14 protein-coding genes and 1 pseudogene are annotated in these 17595 nt (G+C 61.3%); 4 read left to right on the top strand and 11 right to left on the bottom strand.

The genetic code is table 11. The features are described from left to right. Positions 1-58: 58 nt before the first annotated feature. The 3 genes from ACYP01_RS15785 to ACYP01_RS15775 are packed head-to-tail and all read right to left on the bottom strand — an operon-like array spanning position 59 to position 4350. Positions 59-1192, bottom strand: a complete 1134-nt coding sequence (locus ACYP01_RS15785) for a nitrilase-related carbon-nitrogen hydrolase (protein WP_459681017.1) — start codon at positions 1190-1192, stop codon at positions 59-61. Then, positions 1182-2618 carry an amidase gene (locus ACYP01_RS15780; RefSeq protein ID WP_459681015.1) on the bottom strand — a complete coding sequence of 479 codons (1437 nt, stop codon included), beginning with the start codon at positions 2616-2618 and terminating at the stop codon, positions 1182-1184. Before ACYP01_RS15780 ends, ACYP01_RS15785 begins: the two co-directional genes overlap by 11 nt. After that, positions 2605-4350 carry an amidohydrolase gene (locus tag ACYP01_RS15775; RefSeq protein WP_404650242.1) on the bottom strand — a complete coding sequence of 582 codons (1746 nt, stop codon included), beginning with the start codon at positions 4348-4350 and terminating at the stop codon, positions 2605-2607. The genes ACYP01_RS15780 and ACYP01_RS15775 overlap by 14 nt, the downstream gene beginning before the upstream one ends. Positions 4351-4526: 176 nt before the next feature. On the opposite strand from ACYP01_RS15775, the gene ACYP01_RS15770 reads away from it, so the two are divergent. Beyond that, positions 4527-5264, top strand: coding sequence for a helix-turn-helix transcriptional regulator (locus ACYP01_RS15770; RefSeq protein WP_054781200.1), 738 nt, complete (start codon positions 4527-4529; stop codon positions 5262-5264). 25 nt (positions 5265-5289) lie between these two features. On the opposite strand, the gene ACYP01_RS15765 is transcribed toward ACYP01_RS15770, so the two are convergent. Then, positions 5290-5799 carry an O-acetyl-ADP-ribose deacetylase gene (locus ACYP01_RS15765; RefSeq protein ID WP_404650272.1) on the bottom strand — a complete coding sequence of 170 codons (510 nt, stop codon included), beginning with the start codon at positions 5797-5799 and terminating at the stop codon, positions 5290-5292. A gap of 615 nt (positions 5800-6414) precedes the next feature. Beyond that, positions 6415-7257: pseudogene (locus tag ACYP01_RS15760) on the bottom strand (ADP-ribosylglycohydrolase family protein); the annotation flags it as partial. Positions 7258-7335: 78 nt separating this feature from the next. Between ACYP01_RS15760 and ACYP01_RS15755 the strand changes: the two are divergent. The 3 genes from ACYP01_RS15755 to ACYP01_RS15745 all read left to right on the top strand — a co-directional run bounded on the left by ACYP01_RS15755 (position 7336) and on the right by ACYP01_RS15745 (position 9678). Next, a complete protein-coding gene (locus ACYP01_RS15755) occupies positions 7336-8016 on the top strand; it encodes an NUDIX hydrolase (protein ID WP_054831400.1) in 681 nt (226 codons plus the stop codon). Positions 8017-8077: 61 nt separating this feature from the next. Then, positions 8078-9202, top strand: a complete 1125-nt coding sequence (locus tag ACYP01_RS15750) for an NAD(P)H-dependent amine dehydrogenase family protein (RefSeq protein WP_459681009.1) — start codon at positions 8078-8080, stop codon at positions 9200-9202. Continuing rightward, positions 9199-9678, top strand: coding sequence for a carboxymuconolactone decarboxylase family protein (locus tag ACYP01_RS15745; protein ID WP_003943220.1), 480 nt, complete (start codon positions 9199-9201; stop codon positions 9676-9678). Before ACYP01_RS15750 ends, ACYP01_RS15745 begins: the two co-directional genes overlap by 4 nt. Before the next feature lies 1 nt (position 9679). On the opposite strand, the gene ACYP01_RS15740 is transcribed toward ACYP01_RS15745, so the two are convergent. The 6 genes from ACYP01_RS15740 to ACYP01_RS15715 are packed head-to-tail and all read right to left on the bottom strand — an operon-like array spanning position 9680 to position 17457. After that, positions 9680-10468: an SDR family NAD(P)-dependent oxidoreductase gene (locus ACYP01_RS15740; RefSeq protein WP_459681007.1), complete on the bottom strand. Its 789-nt coding sequence runs from the start codon at positions 10466-10468 to the stop codon at positions 9680-9682. Then, positions 10458-12203, bottom strand: a complete 1746-nt coding sequence (locus tag ACYP01_RS15735) for an N-acyl-D-amino-acid deacylase family protein (RefSeq protein WP_314673703.1) — start codon at positions 12201-12203, stop codon at positions 10458-10460. Before ACYP01_RS15735 ends, ACYP01_RS15740 begins: the two co-directional genes overlap by 11 nt. Continuing rightward, positions 12200-13861 carry a steroid-24-oyl-CoA synthetase gene (gene casG / locus ACYP01_RS15730; protein ID WP_459681004.1) on the bottom strand — a complete coding sequence of 554 codons (1662 nt, stop codon included), beginning with the start codon at positions 13859-13861 and terminating at the stop codon, positions 12200-12202. Before casG ends, ACYP01_RS15735 begins: the two co-directional genes overlap by 4 nt. Positions 13862-13880: 19 nt before the next feature. After that, on the bottom strand, positions 13881-14921 hold the full coding sequence (locus tag ACYP01_RS15725; RefSeq protein ID WP_459681001.1) for an NAD(P)-dependent alcohol dehydrogenase: 1041 nt from the start codon (positions 14919-14921) through the stop codon (positions 13881-13883). Next, on the bottom strand, positions 14918-16072 hold the full coding sequence (locus tag ACYP01_RS15720; protein ID WP_459680998.1) for a serine hydrolase domain-containing protein: 1155 nt from the start codon (positions 16070-16072) through the stop codon (positions 14918-14920). Before ACYP01_RS15720 ends, ACYP01_RS15725 begins: the two co-directional genes overlap by 4 nt. Further along, a complete protein-coding gene (locus ACYP01_RS15715) occupies positions 16069-17457 on the bottom strand; it encodes a flavin-containing monooxygenase (protein WP_007730290.1) in 1389 nt (462 codons plus the stop codon). Before ACYP01_RS15715 ends, ACYP01_RS15720 begins: the two co-directional genes overlap by 4 nt. Positions 17458-17595 lie beyond the last annotated feature (138 nt).

Raw genomic sequence — 17595 nt, 5'->3', positions numbered from 1 at the left:
GTTGGACAAACGTCCAACCGGTGAAATTTCTCCACTTCTCCGACCGCTCTGCACTGCTTTAACGTGGGGTGATGTTAGCGCCGCGGAAGTCGTATGCAGGTTCTCGGTACGCCCCGCGGGCGAGCAATCGGGCGATGTTGGCCCGGTATATCTTGTCGGCGTCGGCATGGAGAACGGGATTACTCTCGAGCCACAGGTTTGCAGGATGAATCGGTTCGTCGTACATCCGACGGAAGAGTTCGGTACGGAGGTCTTTGAGCCAATTGGAGTTCAAGTTCATGACGCGGAACTGGCGCAATGCTTCGATGTCGATCACGCCCGACACGAATGAATTGTGTCCGGAGACGGTGTGGCCGAGTACCGCTCCGTGGTAGTCCACGACGTGTGAATTTCCGCCGGCGATGTCGAATGACTGTAACGCCGACTGAGTCGGATAGACCGGTCCGGTGTTCGGGCAGATCATGTACAGACTGTTGAAATGCGCATGCGCACGGTTCTGGAGGAGCCATGTTCCCCCTGGGTCCGGTCCTGCATGCGTCATCGGAACCGCCTCGCTCGGGCGGTACACGACCTCGGCTCCTTGAAAAGCCAAGGCGCGTACTGCTTCCGGATACTCTCCGTCGCTGCAGCAGATTGTGCCGATCGAACCGATGTCCGAAGTGTGCAGAACGGGATAAAATGCGTCGATGCTGTCGCCGAACAGTTCGGTCCAGCGGTCATAGACATCGTGAGGAGTGCAGGAACGTTCTCGACACCAGACGTGATTCTTCGTGGCGCGATGTATCACCTCGCCTGCCGGGGAGATCACCACCATGGAGTTGAAGAATCGATCAGCCATGACCTCGGGCCACCGCGCCTTGCTTTGAGCGATGATGTAGACCCCGTACTGCTTGGCAAGTCCGCCGAGTCGATCTGTCTCGGGGCCGGGGATGTCGATGAACATCTCCCGTGCTGCCTTCACGTGAGGTATGTCGAAGGCTTCGTCCCCGAACCCGGTCAACGCGCCTTCTGCCAACGCAATCAGTTTGACAGGCATGTTGATCGAAACTGTCGACACCGCAGCGTGAATCGCTTCCTCGATGGTGTCGAGGTTTGCCTTGATCTGCGATCGGTGTTCGATGTTGCGCACCGCCGTCGACAGACCAATCGCCGTGTAGGGGGCGATGGGAGCTGCGGCCGAGTCAGCATTCACCGGCATTTACCTTCGGTATGCGATGCGCCCACGGCACGACCTTCTCCAATTGGGATGCAACCGCTATCAGGGTGCCCTCCTCACACATGGGCGCGGCCAGTTGAACGCCGATAGGCAACCCCGAGCGCGTGGAACCCAGCGGCAGGCTGATTGCCGGTCCGCCCGTCGCATTGAAAAGTGGAGTGAACGAACAGATGCCGAACAACTTGCGAGTCCATTCGCTAGGGGAGAGTGATGCGTCATTGGAATCGAGTTCGCCCAACAGTTGGGGTGGCTCACCGAGCGTCGGGGTGAGCAATAGATCGTAATTCGTGAAAAACGTTCCGACTGAGCGGGACACCTGGTTGAAGACGGCGAGCGCTCGAGCGAGTTGAATGGCCGTGACTCGGCGTCCGTACTCCACGCAGGCCAAGGTTGTCGCCTCGAGGTTCTCGGGTCCCGGGGTCACACCGAAAGCTCCGGCAAGTGCATCGACGCCTTCGGCAAGAGAGACACTCCACACCGGAAGGTTGGCCTCGACGAACTGATCCCAGTCGAAGACCGGCGTGTCGGGAATGACGTGATGCCCGAGCCCCTCGAGAACCGTGCCGACAGAGGACACGGCATTCGCGACCTCGATGTTCACTGGATCTCCGGACCACGACTGAGTGTGGATCGCAATGCGTAAACGCCCCGGGGAGCGGTTGATCTCGTCGGAGTATGGTCGCGAGGGATCACGGATCACGTACTTGTCTCCCGGGGCCGGCCCGCTCACGGCATCGAGTAACGCTGCGCAGTCACGCACCGATCGGGCGAGCCCCAACTCGGCCCCCAGCCCTGAGAGTGGTTCGCTCGAGTCAGGGCCCACTGGTACACGCCCCCGGCTCGGTTTCAGACCCACCAACCCGTTGGCGGACGCCGGAATTCGGATCGACCCTCCACCGTCGGTAGCGTGAGCGATGGGAAGGGCTCGCGCTGCGACCAATGCCGCTGATCCGCCACTCGATCCGCCGGCACTGCGTTCGGTGTCCCACGGATTGCGCGTCGAGCCTTGAGCAACAGGTTCGGTGTTTCCGTTGAACGCGAATTCCGGTGTGGTGGTCACCGCCACAGCAGCCAATCCTGCCGCCCGGAATCGTGTCATCAGTTCGGTGTCGTGAGGAAAGATTGCACCTTCGCCCGCCAGCCGACTTCCGAACCTGGTCGGTACTCCGGCCGCGTGTACGGCAAAATCCTTGAGTGCAAAGGGAACCCCCGCAAATAGTCCCTGTTCGTTGCAATCGAGGGCTCGATCCCACGGGCCCTCGACGACGGCGTTCAGCGTCGGATTGACGGTCTCGATCGCGGTGCGTGCTGCCTGGTGAACTTCGTCAACGGACACCTGCTTGTCGCGAATCAGTTCGGCGAGGCCCGTGGCGTCATGCTCGATGTACTCATTCGGCTTCATCGAAGATCCCCTCGGTGGCGGCAGGGAGGACGGCGTCGTCGTGAACTATGTTTCCGCCCAACATGGTTCGATGCACTCGAATGTCCTTCAATTCGTCGAGATCGCAGGTCGAAGGGTCGCGGTCGACGAAGATGATGTCCGCGTGATTTCCGGGTCGGATGGATCCGATTTCGTCCCATCCGAGGATCTTCGCTGCGCTTGTGGTCCACATAGCGAGAGATTCCTGGCGATTGATGACCTGGTCCGGACCGTCGTTTCTCAGGTCTGTGCCGGCAATCTCGTGCGTCTGTGCAAGTGCAATCTGTTCCCATGGACTCTTCGGTCCCCAGTCAGACCCGCCGGAGACGTCGAGGCCTGCGTCGAGTAGGCGCCTCAAGGGGACCATGTCACGCCATATGTGCCGGCCGATCCGTTCGTCGTACATTGCGCCCTTGCCCCATGCGAATCCGACAGAAGTGGTGATCTGGAAACCGAGTGCCTTGTACCGGCGAACGTGATCCGGGCTTATGGTGATCGCGTGCTGCAGAATCCACGCCTTGTCTCGAAAATCGTGTTCGATGACGACACGCTCGGCGATCTCGAGAAAGTCGTCGTGCTCACGGTAGGAACCGATACAAATGTTGGCCCGAACGTCATTCTCCGCGCAGAATCGAACGTACGATTCTTCTTTCTCTAGTGAGACGAAGCGATTTCCCTTGGTAGGCCTGCCGAAAGGATCGGTATAGGTTTCGTGCATGGCGAAATGCCCTGCAAAACAGGGTCCCCCAGGGCTGATGGTCATACCGACGATTCGCAACATGTCGTCGGCGCTATCGGCCGATTGCGGCGCAAGTGATTTCAATCGATCGTCGAACTCGTGCAGCGACAACGGTTCGAAGGGATAGAAGATGACCGACTCCACGTCGTGAGTGGCCTGGACTCGCATGGTGAGCATGTCGGATGTACGGAGATGTTGATACATCTGTATGTGGATCGGTTCCATGGCGTGTCCCTCGTACAAAGTGGTGACACCGTGGGCGGAGAAGCGAGCCATTTCGTCGAGTACACCGGGTACTGCGTGATCGGGATCGAGTGGTGGGAGCTTGAGAAGGATCTGTCCCCAGAACGGGTCGTAGGTGTAGTAGTTGTTCACCGGTCCGCGAAGTATTCCTGTCAAACGTCCGGCTTCGTCCTTCTCGATCTCCACATCACACACTTGATCAGGGATGAAGTCCGACAGACCGACAGCACGCAAGCCGGCGCTGTTGAACGCCACGATGTTCGGAGTACGCGGCGCCCACGCTTGAATGAGCACAGGGTGGTCGGAGGTCGCCCGGTCGAGGACATGACGGTCGGGCAATCGTCGCTCGGCAAGGTCGCGCCACGATCGGCGAATGAAGTAGTGGGCTTCACCGACCGGCGTGCAGATGATCCACTCGCCGGGTGCGGTGACGGCGGCCCGAGCACTGATGCGCTCGACGATATCGGCGTGATCGAGTGCATCACTCAAGTCGACGAGGCCGCCGCGAAGTGCACCGAAGTGCATGACGTGCGGGTGGGTGTCTATGAGTCCTGGCATGACGACCGCGTCGCCGGCTTCCATGACCCGGGTGTTCGGGCCAGCGGACTCGACCAGGTCGGAGAACCTGCCCGTCTCGAGGATCACGCCGTTGTCCACGAGTACCGCTTCCACGACCGGGTTCGCATCGTCGAAGGTCAGGACCTTCGACGATCGGATGAGTGTTCTGCTCACGTGGACCTACCTCCGTGCATCTCGACGAGTCCACCGCGTGTGGCTCGCCAGGTAGTAGCACTCTATGAGCGGCCGGGCTGGGGGAGAATCATCCGAAAGGATGAAGTCCGATCGGTCTTGACCAGTGATTATGGCCGCAGGTAGCGTCGTACTGGTTCGTTGTGGAGGAGCGCGATATGTCGGTGGTTCGGTCGGATCTCGTTGCACCGAATCTCCAACCGATCCGACGCAACAACGAGTTCGCTCGCAACATCGAATTCAAACGCAACGCGATGGAGTTTCTTGCCAGGTTCGTTCGCGTGTCCGGGATGGTTTTCTATTCCGTTGATCGCAGCATGAATGCCGACATGCACGTATTCGATCGGGTGTGTCCTGAGGAAAATGGTCGCTACACCAGGCACTTTCACGAGTTGGACCCTTTTCATCCGCGTAGGTTCGCCGAATCGGGCGCCGACCTCGCATCGTCGAACGACATTGGCCAGCGTTTCGACAAGACCGACTATTACGACGGCTTCTTTCGCCCGATGGGTTATCGATACGAGGCTGAACTGTATCTGCGTCATGCCGGGCGCATCGTGGCGGGCGTTTCCCTGCTCCGAAGTGCCCGCGACGGTGACTTCTCGAGGGAAGAGATGCAATTTCTGCAGAAGTCTCATGGATTCGTCGAACAGTCCTATTGCATGCTCGGTCAAATGCCCAGTGCCCCGAGTTCTTCTGCAGTGCCGGAACATTGGAGATTATCTGCTCGGGAGCGCGACGTCGTCGAACTGCTGGCACAGGGTGCGAGCAACATCGACATCTCCCGTGCGCTGTTCATCAGCGTCCCAACCGTGAAGAGTCACCTGCAACACGTGTATCGAAAGTCGAGCGTGCATACACGCACCGAGTTGGTGTCACGCCTGGTGCACGGCTGAGGGAGTTGACTGTCCCGTCCGAAGGTCAGTCGATGGCGCGGCGCATCAAGTCTGCCGTTTCCTTGTTGAACGCGACCAGTGTGACCGTCTCGACCTCGGTCTTCGCCGCGCGAATCGCTGAAACGGCCTGTCGGACGGCATCTTCCTTCGGCCAGCCGTAGACCCCTGCCGAGATCAACGGAAAGGCGACGGTTCGGGCGCCGATCGAGTCGGCCACGGCGAGGCTGCGGGTGTATGCCGACCGAAGCAGACCGGAACGATCCTCGGAGCGCGAATACCTCGGGCCGACGGTGTGAATCACGGCCTTGGCGTGCAGCTTTCCGGCGGTGGTGGCCACGGCCGCACCCACGGGCAGGCCGTCGGGAAGGCTGGTGTTGCGCAATACCTCGCAGGCCTTCAGGATCTCCGGTCCTCCGGCACGGTGGATCGCGCCGTCGACACCGCCGCCGCCGAGGAGCCTGGAGTTGGCCGCATTGACGATGGCGTCGACGGTCAGCGTCGTGATGTCACCTTCGACGACTGTAATAGCGGGCATGGATCCTCCTGGGTACCCGACGGCTGTGTGTCCGACGGACGCGTTTCCGACGGCTGTGTGTCCGACGGACGCGTTTCCGACTGCCGTGTTCCAGAGTTCACGCTTCGGGCGAGCCCACGGCATAGCCGAGCGTACGCCGTAGGGATCACGTCCGATCAACATCGAGTATCGCGCTGCAACCGACGGCGTGCGACTGTGCGCCTGAACGCAATGGAGGAGTACGCGCTTTCCCTCGGCCCGCAACGCCTGGACGGTGCGCGCTGCGTCGTCGAGAACGAACTCGAGGTTGGCGTTGGAATCGTGACCGTCGTCGACCAACCAGAACTCGACGTGATCAGGGGCGACCTGTCGTGTTCCCATGCGGCACAGGCTGACCACGGCGTCGTAGTCTGCAGTGGACACCGCATCGACGCCGCCGAGCATGACGCCGTCGTCGTGCGGGTGCGTCGTCAGGTGGTGGGTTCCGCGAAACCTCGAGTAGTCGAGTTCTGCCGTCGACGGCCATCCGTTCTTGTCGTCGGTACCGCCGCGAGCAGTCTTTATTGCCAGGCGAATCAGATCGGAGGAACGGTATCCCGGCCAGCCATGCATGATTCGGCGCCAACGGGCGGGAACCGCCGACGCTCCCCAGCGGGCGCCGAGGAGGCCACCCGCGATGGCCGCCGTCGTGTCGGTGTCCCCGCCGGCTCTTACTGCTGCTTCCAATGCGTACTGGAGGTGGCGAGCATCGCCATTGTCCGTGGAAGTGATTGCCCACCAAGCAGTCTGAAGTGCATGCACCACCCAACCGTTCTTGGAGAAGTCCTGCGGGTTCCCGGTTTCGGCCTGATCGAGCAGCGGGCCCCAGTATTCGGCGACGTCCTGATCGGCAACGGAGAGGAAGCCGCGAACACCGTCGAAGTTGCCGGCGACAACGGCATGGCGGATGGCATGGGTCCACAACTCGCACGCCTGTCCGGCACGCGGGTCGTCGTGCGTGAGTGAACTGATCCGGTGCGCTGCCGACCTGGCACCTTCTGCATCGTCCAAGTAGGAGAGGGCGACGGGAGCAGTCCGCATGAGCGAGCCGTTGCCGGCCTTGCGGCCGCTGATCGCCCGCGCACGATCCGCCATCGCCGCTGCGCTTTCGGAGCGGACGGACAACACTGCTCGCGTCTGGTTGCCGATGTCCGCGGGCTTCGAGTCGTACCACCGGATGAACTGTGCTGCAATGGCATCGAGACCGTCAGCGCTTCCGATGTCGATTCCGGTAGCGGCCACCTCGGCGATCGCTACTGCCATCGAGGTGTCGTCGGTCCATTCTCCCGGCGCCCAGTCGAACGGGCCGCCACCGATCATGTCGATCGTGACCTCGGCCTTCGGGTAGGTGAATTCGTAGCCGGCGCCGAGTGCGTCTCCTGCTGCGGTGCCGAGCAGAACGCCGGCCGCTCGATCGGACTGCTGTGCGGTGAGTTTCATAGCCACCTCTTCGGTTCACGATAATCGTTTGATCAACTTTGCGCTAACCATAGATCATGTTTGAGATAACATGCAAGGGTGAATAAATGGACAGACACGAGCGGCAAGGGATTGACGGACTATCCGCGTCCGTCTGTGGCAGTGGACGTCGCGGTGCTGACGTACAGCGGTGGATCTCTGAAAGTTCTGGTGGTTCGGCACCGTCTCGGTGCGCTGGCGCTACCGGGAACATTTCTGCACGAACGCGAATTGCTCACGGCCGCAGCCGATCGTGCCCTGTCGGTCAAGGCAGAGTTGGCCCAGACGAGCTTCCACCAGTTGGCGATCTTCGACCGACCGGACCGCGACGACCGTGGATGGGTTTTGTCGGTCGCACACACGGCTTGCCTACCGGAATCGGCACTGCCCGATTCGGCGCTTCTCGTCGATGTGTACGACGACGAGGCTGTGAGCGGACTCGCATTCGATCACGCCGACATGGTGCGACTCGCGGTCACGGACCTACGCACGAGGTATGCGTCGTACGTGGATCCGGACGGATTGTCGGGCGGGACGTTCACCGTCGCCGAACTTCGGAGACTGTACGAGGTGATCTTCGATCGTCCGTTCCAGAAGGACAGCTTCCGCCGGCAGGTGCTCGACGCGCTCGAAAGTACCGGCGAGATGAGCAGACCAGGTAACGGCCGACCCGCCGAGACGTACCGGAGGCGGGGTGAGGGCGCACTGACTGCGCAGGCAATGGCATTTTTGACCGGATGAAGTGAAACGAATTCTTGCAGTTCTGCTGACCTGACGCGCTGAGCTGGGTAATGTCCGATTGATGGGTGCAGTTTCGAATGAAGCCGAGTCCAAGATTCCGACTGTCGTGTGGGGTACCGGCAACGTCGGGCGTGCATCGATTCGCGCTGTGGCAGCCAATCCGGCCCTCGAACTTGTCGGCGTCATCGTTGCGAACCCCGAGAAGGTCGGGCGAGACGCCGGTGACCTCGCCGATCTGGGAGTGCACCTGGGCGTCGCGGCTACCGACGACGCCGATGCCGTGCTCGCAGCGTCTCCCGGCGCGGTGGTCTACGCGGCGTCCGGCGACATTCGGCCCGACGACGCGGTTGCCGACATCACGCGGGCACTGGCCGCCGGAGCTGTGGTGGTCACGCCGTCGGTATATGCGCTGTACGACCCGAAATCTGCGCCTCCCGAACTTCGTGATCCCGTCGAAGCTGCTGCCAAGGCGGGCGGCGGCGCTCTGTTCGTCTCCGGTATCGACCCAGGCTGGGGCAACGACATCCTGCCGATTCTCGTCAGCGGGCTCGCGGGGACAATCGACCAGATCCGGTGTCAGGAAATCTTCGACTACACGACCTACGAACAGCCGGATTCTGTCCGCTACCTGATCGGGATGGGTCAGCCGATGGACTACGAACCTCCCATGGTCGCGCCGACCGTACCCACCATGGTCTGGGGCGGGCAGATTCGGCTCATCGCGCGGGCGCTCGGGGTGGAACTCGACGAGATCCGCGAGACCTTGCTGCGCCGCCCGCTCGAGGAAACCGTGTCGACCGAACATATGGGGGAGTTCGCGGCCGGCACCCAAGGCGCACTGCGATTCGAGGTTCAGGGAATCGTCGGCGGGGAACCCCTGATCGTGATCGAACACGTCACGCGTATTCATCCGTCCTGTGCCCGCGACTGGCCGCTCCCGCCCGACGGCGGCGACGGCGCGCACAAGGTGATCGTCGAAGGACGACCACGAATCGAGATCAACGTCGAAGCCACCGATGAAGGTGGAAATCGCGCGGCCGGTGGAAATGCCACGGCCGTAGGACGTCTCGTCAACGCAATTCCCTGGCTACGTCAGGCTGAACCCGGTCTTTACGACGCGCTGGACGTTCCGCTCACACCCGGCGTCGGCAAGCTCGGTGCCCGAAACTCGGAGGTACTCGCATGAATATCGACATACCCGAAGGCAAGAATCCGATCGGCTACGTGTGGGGAGAGATGGTCCCCGGCATCGGACCCGCGGCCGCCGGGTTCTCCCAAAAGGTCTACACGGACGGCACTCTCGGACTCCGCGAGTTCGAGGCGGCCAGGCTTCGGATCGCTCAGATCAACGGGTGCATCTTCTGTCAGGACTGGCGCACCGAGCGTGACGGCGAGACTGTGGAGTCGACTTTCGATCAGTCTGTCACCGACTGGCGCACCACCGATGCCTTCGACGACAGGACGCGCCTCGCTGCCGAATACGCCGAGAGATACGCCCTCGACCACCACGGGCTCGACGACGAGTTCTGGGAACGTATGACAGCTCACTACTCCCAGCGAGAAATCGTCGAGTTGAGCATGTGCCTCGGATCGTGGTTGGCCTTCGGCAGGCTCAACCACGTCCTCGGCCTCGATACTCAATGTGTGTTGCCCGGCAACTGAACTAGTTGCCCAGCGTCGTCAGATCCGGGTAGTTCGAGACCTCCCAGCCGCCGTCGACGACCAGACTGGTTCCGGTGATGTACGAGGCGTCGTCGCTGGCGAGATAGAGGCAGGGGCCGGCGATCTCGTCGGGAGTTGCTGCTCTGGACATGGGGATTCGGCTGAGGAACATGTCGCGGGCGGGTTCGTAGTTCATGACCGGCGCGACCAACGGCGTGTCGACCAGGCCGGGTAGAACGGCATTGACCCGGATTCGCGACGCAGCGAGTTCGATCGCGGCATTCTTGCTGAACATCTCGACCCCGGCCTTACCCGTCGCGTATGCGCTTCCATAGGGGCTCGGTACGTGCGCGTTGAGGGAGGATACGTTGACTATCGCACCGCCGCGACCGTGCTCTCGTATATGTCGCGCTTCATGTTTGGTGCAGAGAAAGACGCCCTTCTGAACCAAATCGATGGTGAAGTCCCAGTCGGCCTCGTCGAGGTCGACGATCTGCCCCACCCTCGACGCACCGGCAACGTTGAAAGCCAGATCGATACCGCCGAATTCCGCCGCCGCCGCGGCAAGGGCCTCGGCAACATCGGATTCCTTGGTGACGTCAGTGGGAACGGCGAGGAAAGCCCCGCCCTGCTGGGAGGCTATCTCTTTCAAACCCTCTGCAGCGATGTCGATTCCAGCTACCTGTGCGCCTTCGTCGATAAGCCTTAGTGCGATGGCTGCACCGATACCTGATGCTGCTCCAGTGACGACTGCTGTTTTCCCGGCAAATCTGGACGTGTTAATGGGCACCTGCTTTCAAGAACTTTCCGGTTCGGCGGTTGCCGAGAACGGGTGCTGCTTCTCCGTCGCCGAAGACGTACTCGCCGCCGACGAACACTGCGGTGACGGTCTGGTCGTTGCGATTGACCATGCGGGAGAGGTTGTCGTACTCCACAACCGGGCTTTCCGCATAAGTGTCGAGCGAATCGTCGAGATGAGCGGGATCGATCACAACCAGGTCGGCGCGATCACCTAATCGAAGGTGCCCGGCATCGACGTCGTACCACTCGGCGAGTTCACCGGTGAGACGATGCACCGCTGCCTCGACGGTCATGAACGGACGGCCGACCTTTTGGGCATCGTAGACACGTCGTAGTAGGCGTAAGCCGAAGTTGTAGAACGCCATGTTGCGCAAATGCGCTCCGGCGTCGGAGAACCCGAGTTGGACGCCATTGTCCTGGGCGAACTTGTCCAGAACCTCCGGCCGGTGGTTCGAGATGGTTGTGCGCCAACGCACTTTCGTGCCGTGTTCGAGGACCAGATCCAGGAACGCATCGACAGGGTGGAGGCCGCCACGTTCGACGCCGACCTGCCCGAAGCTCTTGCCGACCAGGGATTCGTCGGGGCAGGACACGATCTCGGCGTCGAAGAAATCGCGATGCCAAACTTTGACACCGAACTTCTGGTCGTAGTCCTTGCGGAATTGTCGACGGTAATCCTCGCTCTGCATGAGGACGTTGCGTTCCATCTCGTCGGTCAGATGCAGTGCTGCAGCGCCGGATCCGAACTCCTCGAAGACAACCAGGTCGATGCCGTCGGCATATACCTCGAAGGGAACTGGCAGGTGCTGCCAGCGCAGGTCGCCGCCGAGTCGATTGACCAAGTGTGCCAATGGGCCGAGTATCACCACGGCCAACTTGTTGGACTTGATGTCGGCGGCCGAAAGCATGCTCGTCTTGAGTCGCTTACGCCAGATACCCGCGCTGGAGAACGCCATCGCTCCGGTACTCATCGGGTTGGAGAGGTCAGGTCCGGCCTGAAATACCCGTCCCCGACGGCGCAGGATCGCATTGAGTCGGCGTCGTTCTTTCGTGGTTGCATACGTCGACGGCAGCGTGCGTGAGCGGCAGGTCTCGCCGTCGAGTTTGTCGAACAACAATTGCTGACTGGACATCCCGACGAATCCTGCGTCGAGAGCTTCGGCCAACTGTGCTTCCATCGACGCGAGTTCGGCGTCTGTGGGATGGACGTCCTTCCTGGTAGCACGATCCAGTCCCATCTCGGCGGCCCGCATATCGGAGTGTCCGATGAAGGCTGCAACGTTGGGACCTAGCGGAAGCGCCTCTAGTGCAGCAACATACTCGCTCGCAGAGTTCCAGGTCTTGGCACGGTTGAGTGCGTCGACGACGTGCTTACGCGGAATTGCCTCTACTCTGCCGAAGAGATCACCCGCGTCGGAGGGGCTGGCGTGAATGGTGGACAGGGAACACGATCCGACAAAGATCGACGTGACCCCGTGTCTGAGAGATTCGCTCAGTGCCGGGCCTTCGAGGATCTCGACGTCGTAGTGAGTGTGGATGTCCACGATGCCCGGGATCACCCACTTGCGCCTCGCGTCGATTACACGGGGACAGTCGGTTTCGTCGAGTGGATCGAGGGAGATGGCAGTAACCAACCCATCGCGGATACCCAGATTGCGGACAGCTGGTTTGGCCCCGGTGCCGTCGAACCACAGACCGTTGTTGATCACGGCGTCGTAGGTCATGAGAGAACCACCTTTGCACGTAACGTTTTTCCGGTTGCATTGCGGGGCAGAGGAGTTGTGCTCAGTTTCCACTTCACCGGCACCTTGAAGTAAGCCAGTCGTTCGGCGACGTAGTCGCGTAGTTCTTCTTCGTCGGCGGCTCCCTCACTCCGCAAAACGACGACGGCTGCAACTTCTTGGCCGAGGTCTGCCGAATCAATGCCGATCACAGCGCATTCGAGTACGGCGGGATGCTCGTCGATGGTCTGCTCGATTTCGAGAGGGTAGACGTTCTCGCCGCCGCGCAGGATCAGATCGGATCGGCGACCCGTCAGGCGGAGCCGGCCGTCCTCGAACACTCCGAAGTCGCCGGTTCGGAGCCATCGATCAGGACCGATAGCGGCTGCAGTCGCGGTCTCGTCGTTCCAGTACCCCAACATCACATAGGCGCTGCGCGCACAGATCTCACCTTCCTCGCCGTCGGGGACTGCAACACCGAAGGGGTCGCGCACCTCCACGCTCACCCCGATGATCGGCCGACCGAGAGTTCCGGGGAACGCGGCAAGTTCCGGTGGTGTGGCAACTGAAATGCCGGTGGAGGATTCGGTGAGCCCGTAGCTGTCGACCAAGGTGTGCTGCGCAAAAGGCAGGCGTGCGCGCAGGCGGTCCTGCAAGGCCGGAGATGACGGTGCAGACGCGAGTGCAAAAGCCCTCAGTGAGGTCAGGTCGTACTTCTCGAGACTGCCGTACTCGAGGAGACGGGTTGCCATGGTGGGTACGACCGCCCAGTTGGTGACCTTCTCGCGTTCGACGAGGGAAAGGACTTCGTCGACGTCGAAGGCGCCCTGATGGATGACCACCGCTCCGCCCGTCGCGAGTCGTGGGATCGCCAGGTTATGCAGGCTTGCAATGTGAAACAGCGGCGCGGTCAGCAGATACCGCAAGTCACTCGGTCGGCCGTCGCTGGGTTTGCCGGTGAACGCCGCAGCGAGGCGATCGCTGTAGCGGTGGTAGTCGATGACGGCCAACACGTTTCGGTGACTGTGAACAGCCCCCTTGGGGCGGCCGCTGGTTCCGCTCGTGTACAGGATGACGGCCGGATCGTCCTCGTTGACGGACGTGCGGGGCAGTGCAGAACCCGAATACTTCTCCATCAAGGTAGGTAGATCTTCTTCCATCGTGAGCACGGGAACATCGGTGTTCAGTTCGGAAAGAATCTGCGCGCGTTTGGCGTCGGCGATCACCACTGTGGGGGTGGTGTGATCGATGCCGTACGCCACCTCGCGGGCCACCCACCACGAGTTGAATCCGACGGCGATGGCACCGAGGGACTGAGCCGCCCAGAAGGTCATCACCCATTCCGGCGTATTGGCAGCAAGTATGCCGACCCGATCACCCTTGCGGACGCCGTACCGCTCGCGCAGCGCCGTCGCCAATGCTGCTACGGCCTCGCCGTGCTCGAGGTAGCTGAAGCGTCGGTCCTTGGTCACCAGATAGTCGCGTAATCCGTAGTCGAAGGATGCAGCGAGCACGTCGCCGAGTGCCTTGTCGCGGTTCTTCATGACGGGCATCGAACTGCCGAGTACATCCTCGACTTGCATCTCGAAAGGACCACCGGGGCCGGTCAGCCCGGCCATGACGGACGCGATGAATGCTTGTGTATCAGCGGAAGTAGTCACGTGAAGTGCCTTTCGAAGATTAGGGTACGAGCACTGCGCGTCCGGTGACCTTGCCGTGTTCGAGACGGTCGAGTGCGTCGCGGGCATCAGCGAGGTCGAAGCGGGCTACTTCTACCGTTACCAGACCGGCCTGTGCCAGGGCGATGGAATCGACGAGGTCGTTTCTGGTGCCGCCATAGGACTTCCGGATCGATGCGCCCCACGGCCAGCCCGGTCCGCCGGCAGCTTCGGCAGTGATTCCGGGGTTTCCGCCTCCGAGGCCCACCATTCGATACGCGCCGTTCGGCGCAACCGCTTGAACGGACATCTGTGCAGTTGCGTCGATACCGACGAAGTCGAAGATGACTTCTGCGCCTCTGGCCGATGTGAGGTCGAGGATGTGCTGCGCGGTGTCCGGTCCCGATTCGAGCGTGATGTCGGCGCCGCAACGTTTGGCGAGATCGAGTTGATCCTGTCCGACATCGACGGCGATGATGCGCACGGCACTGATTGCGCGAAGTATCTGTACTGCAACGTGACCGAGTCCGCCGACGCCGATCACGACGACGGTGGCACCGGGCTGGAGATGTTCGCGGGCACCGCGAATGGCGTGGTAGCTCGTCAGTGCCGCATCGGCGAGAGGTGCGGCCTGCAGGAAGTCGAGGTCTCCGATGGGTACGAATGAGCGAGCCGGGATCTTGACGTATTCGGCCATCCCGCCTTCGGGACCAAGCCCGGGGCAGGGCGGCATCGCGGTGCGTCCAGCGGCGAGGCACATATTCTCGTTGCCGCTCATGCATTCTCGGCACTGTCCACATGACCAACAGAGGTAGACGACGCCGCGTTCCCCGGTGGAACGGCCGTCGACGGCACTGCCGACTGCTTCGATCGTTCCGGCAATTTCGTGGCCGATTGTCAGCGGTTCTTCGCGCATCTTGTACGGAAAGTGCAGGAGATGGAGATCGGAGTGGCAGATTCCCGCTGCGCCCACCCGAATCAGTAGTTCCGACGGACCGATCTCCGGGACCGGCACGTCGTTGATTTCCAGGAGCCCGGGCCCCATGAGCTGGGCTGCCTTCATGAACTGACCTCGCTGACCTCGGAGTTGTATGCGGCGCTGAGATACGCGTTGCTGCGGTCGGATCCGATCAGACCCGGTGCCATCTTGTTCATGACGTAGGCGAAGGTCATCCGTCGGTCCAGATCGTTGACCAGCATCGAGCCGCCGATACCTGCCCACCAGCAGGCGCGTCCGTCGGGAATCAGTGGCGCGGTAACCGGATGTGGCAGTCCGTAGCCGATGCCGAACTTGAGTGGTGTCATGATCCCGAGATCGATACCGTCGGCTTGGATCTCGAAAATCAGGTCGATGGTGCTCTGCGAGAGCAGCTTCCGGCCGTCGAGCACACCACCGTTCGAGATCGCGGATTGGATCCTGGCGATAGAACGTGCATTGCCGTGGCCGTTGACTGCGCCGATCTCGGCTTCCCGCCAGGGTGCGGTGTTGACCTCGGGGTAGTCGAGCAGTGGGCAGGTCAGGGTCTTGATGAAGATGCTGTCCTGGTCGAGCGTGGACAGGTCGAATTCCATTGCGGGTGGCGGAACCATGGTGGCGATTCGACCGAAATGCTCTGCGGACGTGCCGATATGGAAGTCGGCTCCCAGTGGACCGGAAAGCTCTTCGGCAAAGAACCTGCCGAGAGTTCGCCCGTCGATGCGACGAATGACCTCACCGACGAGATGGCCGTAGTTGATCGCGTGATAGCCCGACGCCGTACCTGGAGTCCACCAAGGCTTCTGGGTAGCGAGGCGAGCGGTGGACGCCTCGAGGTCGTAGATGTCCGTCAGTTCGATCGGGCGCTCCCAACCGGACACCCCGGACGTGTGTGACAGCAGGTGGCGAACTTCGATGTCTTCCTTGCCGTTTGCCGCAAATTCGGGCCAGTAATGAGCAACTTTCTGGTACACGTCCAATTGGCCGCGTTCGACCAGCAGGAGCGCACACAGGGCCGTCATGGTCTTGGTGATGGAGAACGTGTTGACGATGGTGTCGCTGCCCCATGGAGTGGTACGGGATTCGTCGGCGTACCCGCCCCAGAGATCGACCACGGATTCTCCGTCGACGGTGATGGCAACGGAGCCGCCGAGTTCTTCACCGGATTCGAGTTGAGCCTCGAAGGCGGTGCGGACGGCGTCGAACTCGTTGTCGCAGTGACCGTTCACCAGACTCATGCGCGATCCGCCTTCTCGAGTTCGTGTGCTGCTGCACGCGCGGCAACAGGTAGCTTGTTTCCGGAGGCCGCAGCACGCTTGGTGCCCTTGGCGATTTCCTTGTTCATGTTGCGGACGTAGGGATCGAACTCGAGCTGAATCGTGTGGCGTGGTGACTTGTAATAGGGGGCGAGGAAGTACGCCTCGTCGGCTTTGGTGATCTCCTGCATCTCGTTCGCGGACGGCAGTTGGTATTTACCGGTGAGGTAGGCCGCGACGAGCTTGCTCTGCTGCTCGGCGAAGTTGACGAGCGTCGGCATGGGCTGCGCGAGTCCCATGAAGAAGAGGTTGTCGATTCCGGGCTTCATCATTCGTTTGAACAGTGGGAATCGGTTGTCCTTGTCCGGCAGCAGATTCGGATCACTGAAGAAGGGGAAGCTGATGTTGTAGCCGGTGGCGCAGATGACCACGTCGACGTCCTCGGCGGTGCCGTCCGCGAAGTGAACCTGCTTTCCGTCGAGTTTGGTGATGGCAGGCTTGAAGGTTATGTCGCCTGACCCGGCGCGTCCGAGGAACTCGCCGCTGGCCGACGGGTGGGCCTCGAAGGGGCGGTGGTCCGGCTTCGGCAGACCGTAGCCTTCCATCGTTCCCAGATTCTTGCCGAGGAATCGACGACTCAGGAACAGTCGTAGACCACGCGGCATCCAGGGCGGGGTGATCAGTTTGTCGCCGGGCACTCCGCCCAGATATTTCGGCAGTACCCAGACTCCACGGCGAGCCGACACGATGAGCTTGTCGGCGAGGTATCTCTGGCCCAGTTCGGAGGCAATATCCAAGCCGGAGTTGCCCATTCCGACCACGACTACCTTCTTGCCGCGCATGTCGACCGGGTCGAACGGGTCGTTGTAGCTGTGGCTGTGCATGAGGACCCCGTCGAACTCACCGGGGTAGTCCGGGATGTTGGGATCCCAATGATGTCCGTTGCAGACCATCAGGACGTCGTAGGTGCGAACTTCGCCGTCCGAGCGCGTGATGGTCCACAGCCCGTCTGTATCACGTTCTGCTGCAACAACACTGGTGTTGAAGATGATCGACTCACGCAGTCCGAAGTGCTCGACGTAGTCCTTGAAGTACTGGAAGAGTTCGGAGTGGTGCGGGAAGTCGGGAAGGTCAGCGGAGACCGGGAAGTCCTCGAATGCCAAGCGCCACTTCGACGTGTCGATATGCAGGCTCTGGTAGCAGGCCGACATCCCGTTGGGATTCTTGTAGTACCAGTTTCCGCCGACCTCGTCGGACGCTTCGTAGCAGTCGAAGGGTATTCCGAATTCCTTCATTCGCTTGGCCGTCGTGATTCCGGTGGGCCCGGCGCCGATGATGCACACGCTCGGCAAGGGGGAGGGGCTCATTCGCCATCGCTTTCTGTTCTGTCTCGGGCGTGCGAGAAGAAGAATCGAATCCCGAGAAGTGACTTGAGTCATAGTGCGCCACTCGCTGACGTTGTGTCAATGAATGACGCAATGTTTTTTGGTGACGGCGAGTCGGTG

The organism is Rhodococcus sp. no. 34 (assembly GCF_054589475.1).
The sequence above is the reverse complement of the archived record's forward strand: the minus strand, read 5'-3'. Positions and strand labels throughout refer to the sequence as shown.

Excerpts from the sequence above, each read along its gene's own strand:
- ACYP01_RS15720 (WP_459680998.1), bottom strand. The coding sequence starts at position 16,072 with ATGAGTCTGGTGAACGGTCACTGCGACAACGAGTTCGACGCCGTCCGC.
- ACYP01_RS15750 (WP_459681009.1), top strand. The coding sequence starts at position 8,078 with ATGGGTGCAGTTTCGAATGAAGCCGAGTCCAAGATTCCGACTGTCGTG.
- ACYP01_RS15745 (WP_003943220.1), top strand. The coding sequence starts at position 9,199 with ATGAATATCGACATACCCGAAGGCAAGAATCCGATCGGCTACGTGTGG.
- ACYP01_RS15780 (WP_459681015.1), bottom strand. The coding sequence starts at position 2,618 with ATGAAGCCGAATGAGTACATCGAGCATGACGCCACGGGCCTCGCCGAA.
- ACYP01_RS15770 (WP_054781200.1), top strand. The coding sequence starts at position 4,527 with ATGTCGGTGGTTCGGTCGGATCTCGTTGCACCGAATCTCCAACCGATC.
- ACYP01_RS15715 (WP_007730290.1), bottom strand. The coding sequence starts at position 17,457 with ATGAGCCCCTCCCCCTTGCCGAGCGTGTGCATCATCGGCGCCGGGCCC.
- ACYP01_RS15735 (WP_314673703.1), bottom strand. The coding sequence starts at position 12,203 with ATGACCTACGACGCCGTGATCAACAACGGTCTGTGGTTCGACGGCACC.
- ACYP01_RS15725 (WP_459681001.1), bottom strand. The coding sequence starts at position 14,921 with ATGAAGGCAGCCCAGCTCATGGGGCCCGGGCTCCTGGAAATCAACGAC.
- ACYP01_RS15765 (WP_404650272.1), bottom strand. The coding sequence starts at position 5,799 with ATGCCCGCTATTACAGTCGTCGAAGGTGACATCACGACGCTGACCGTC.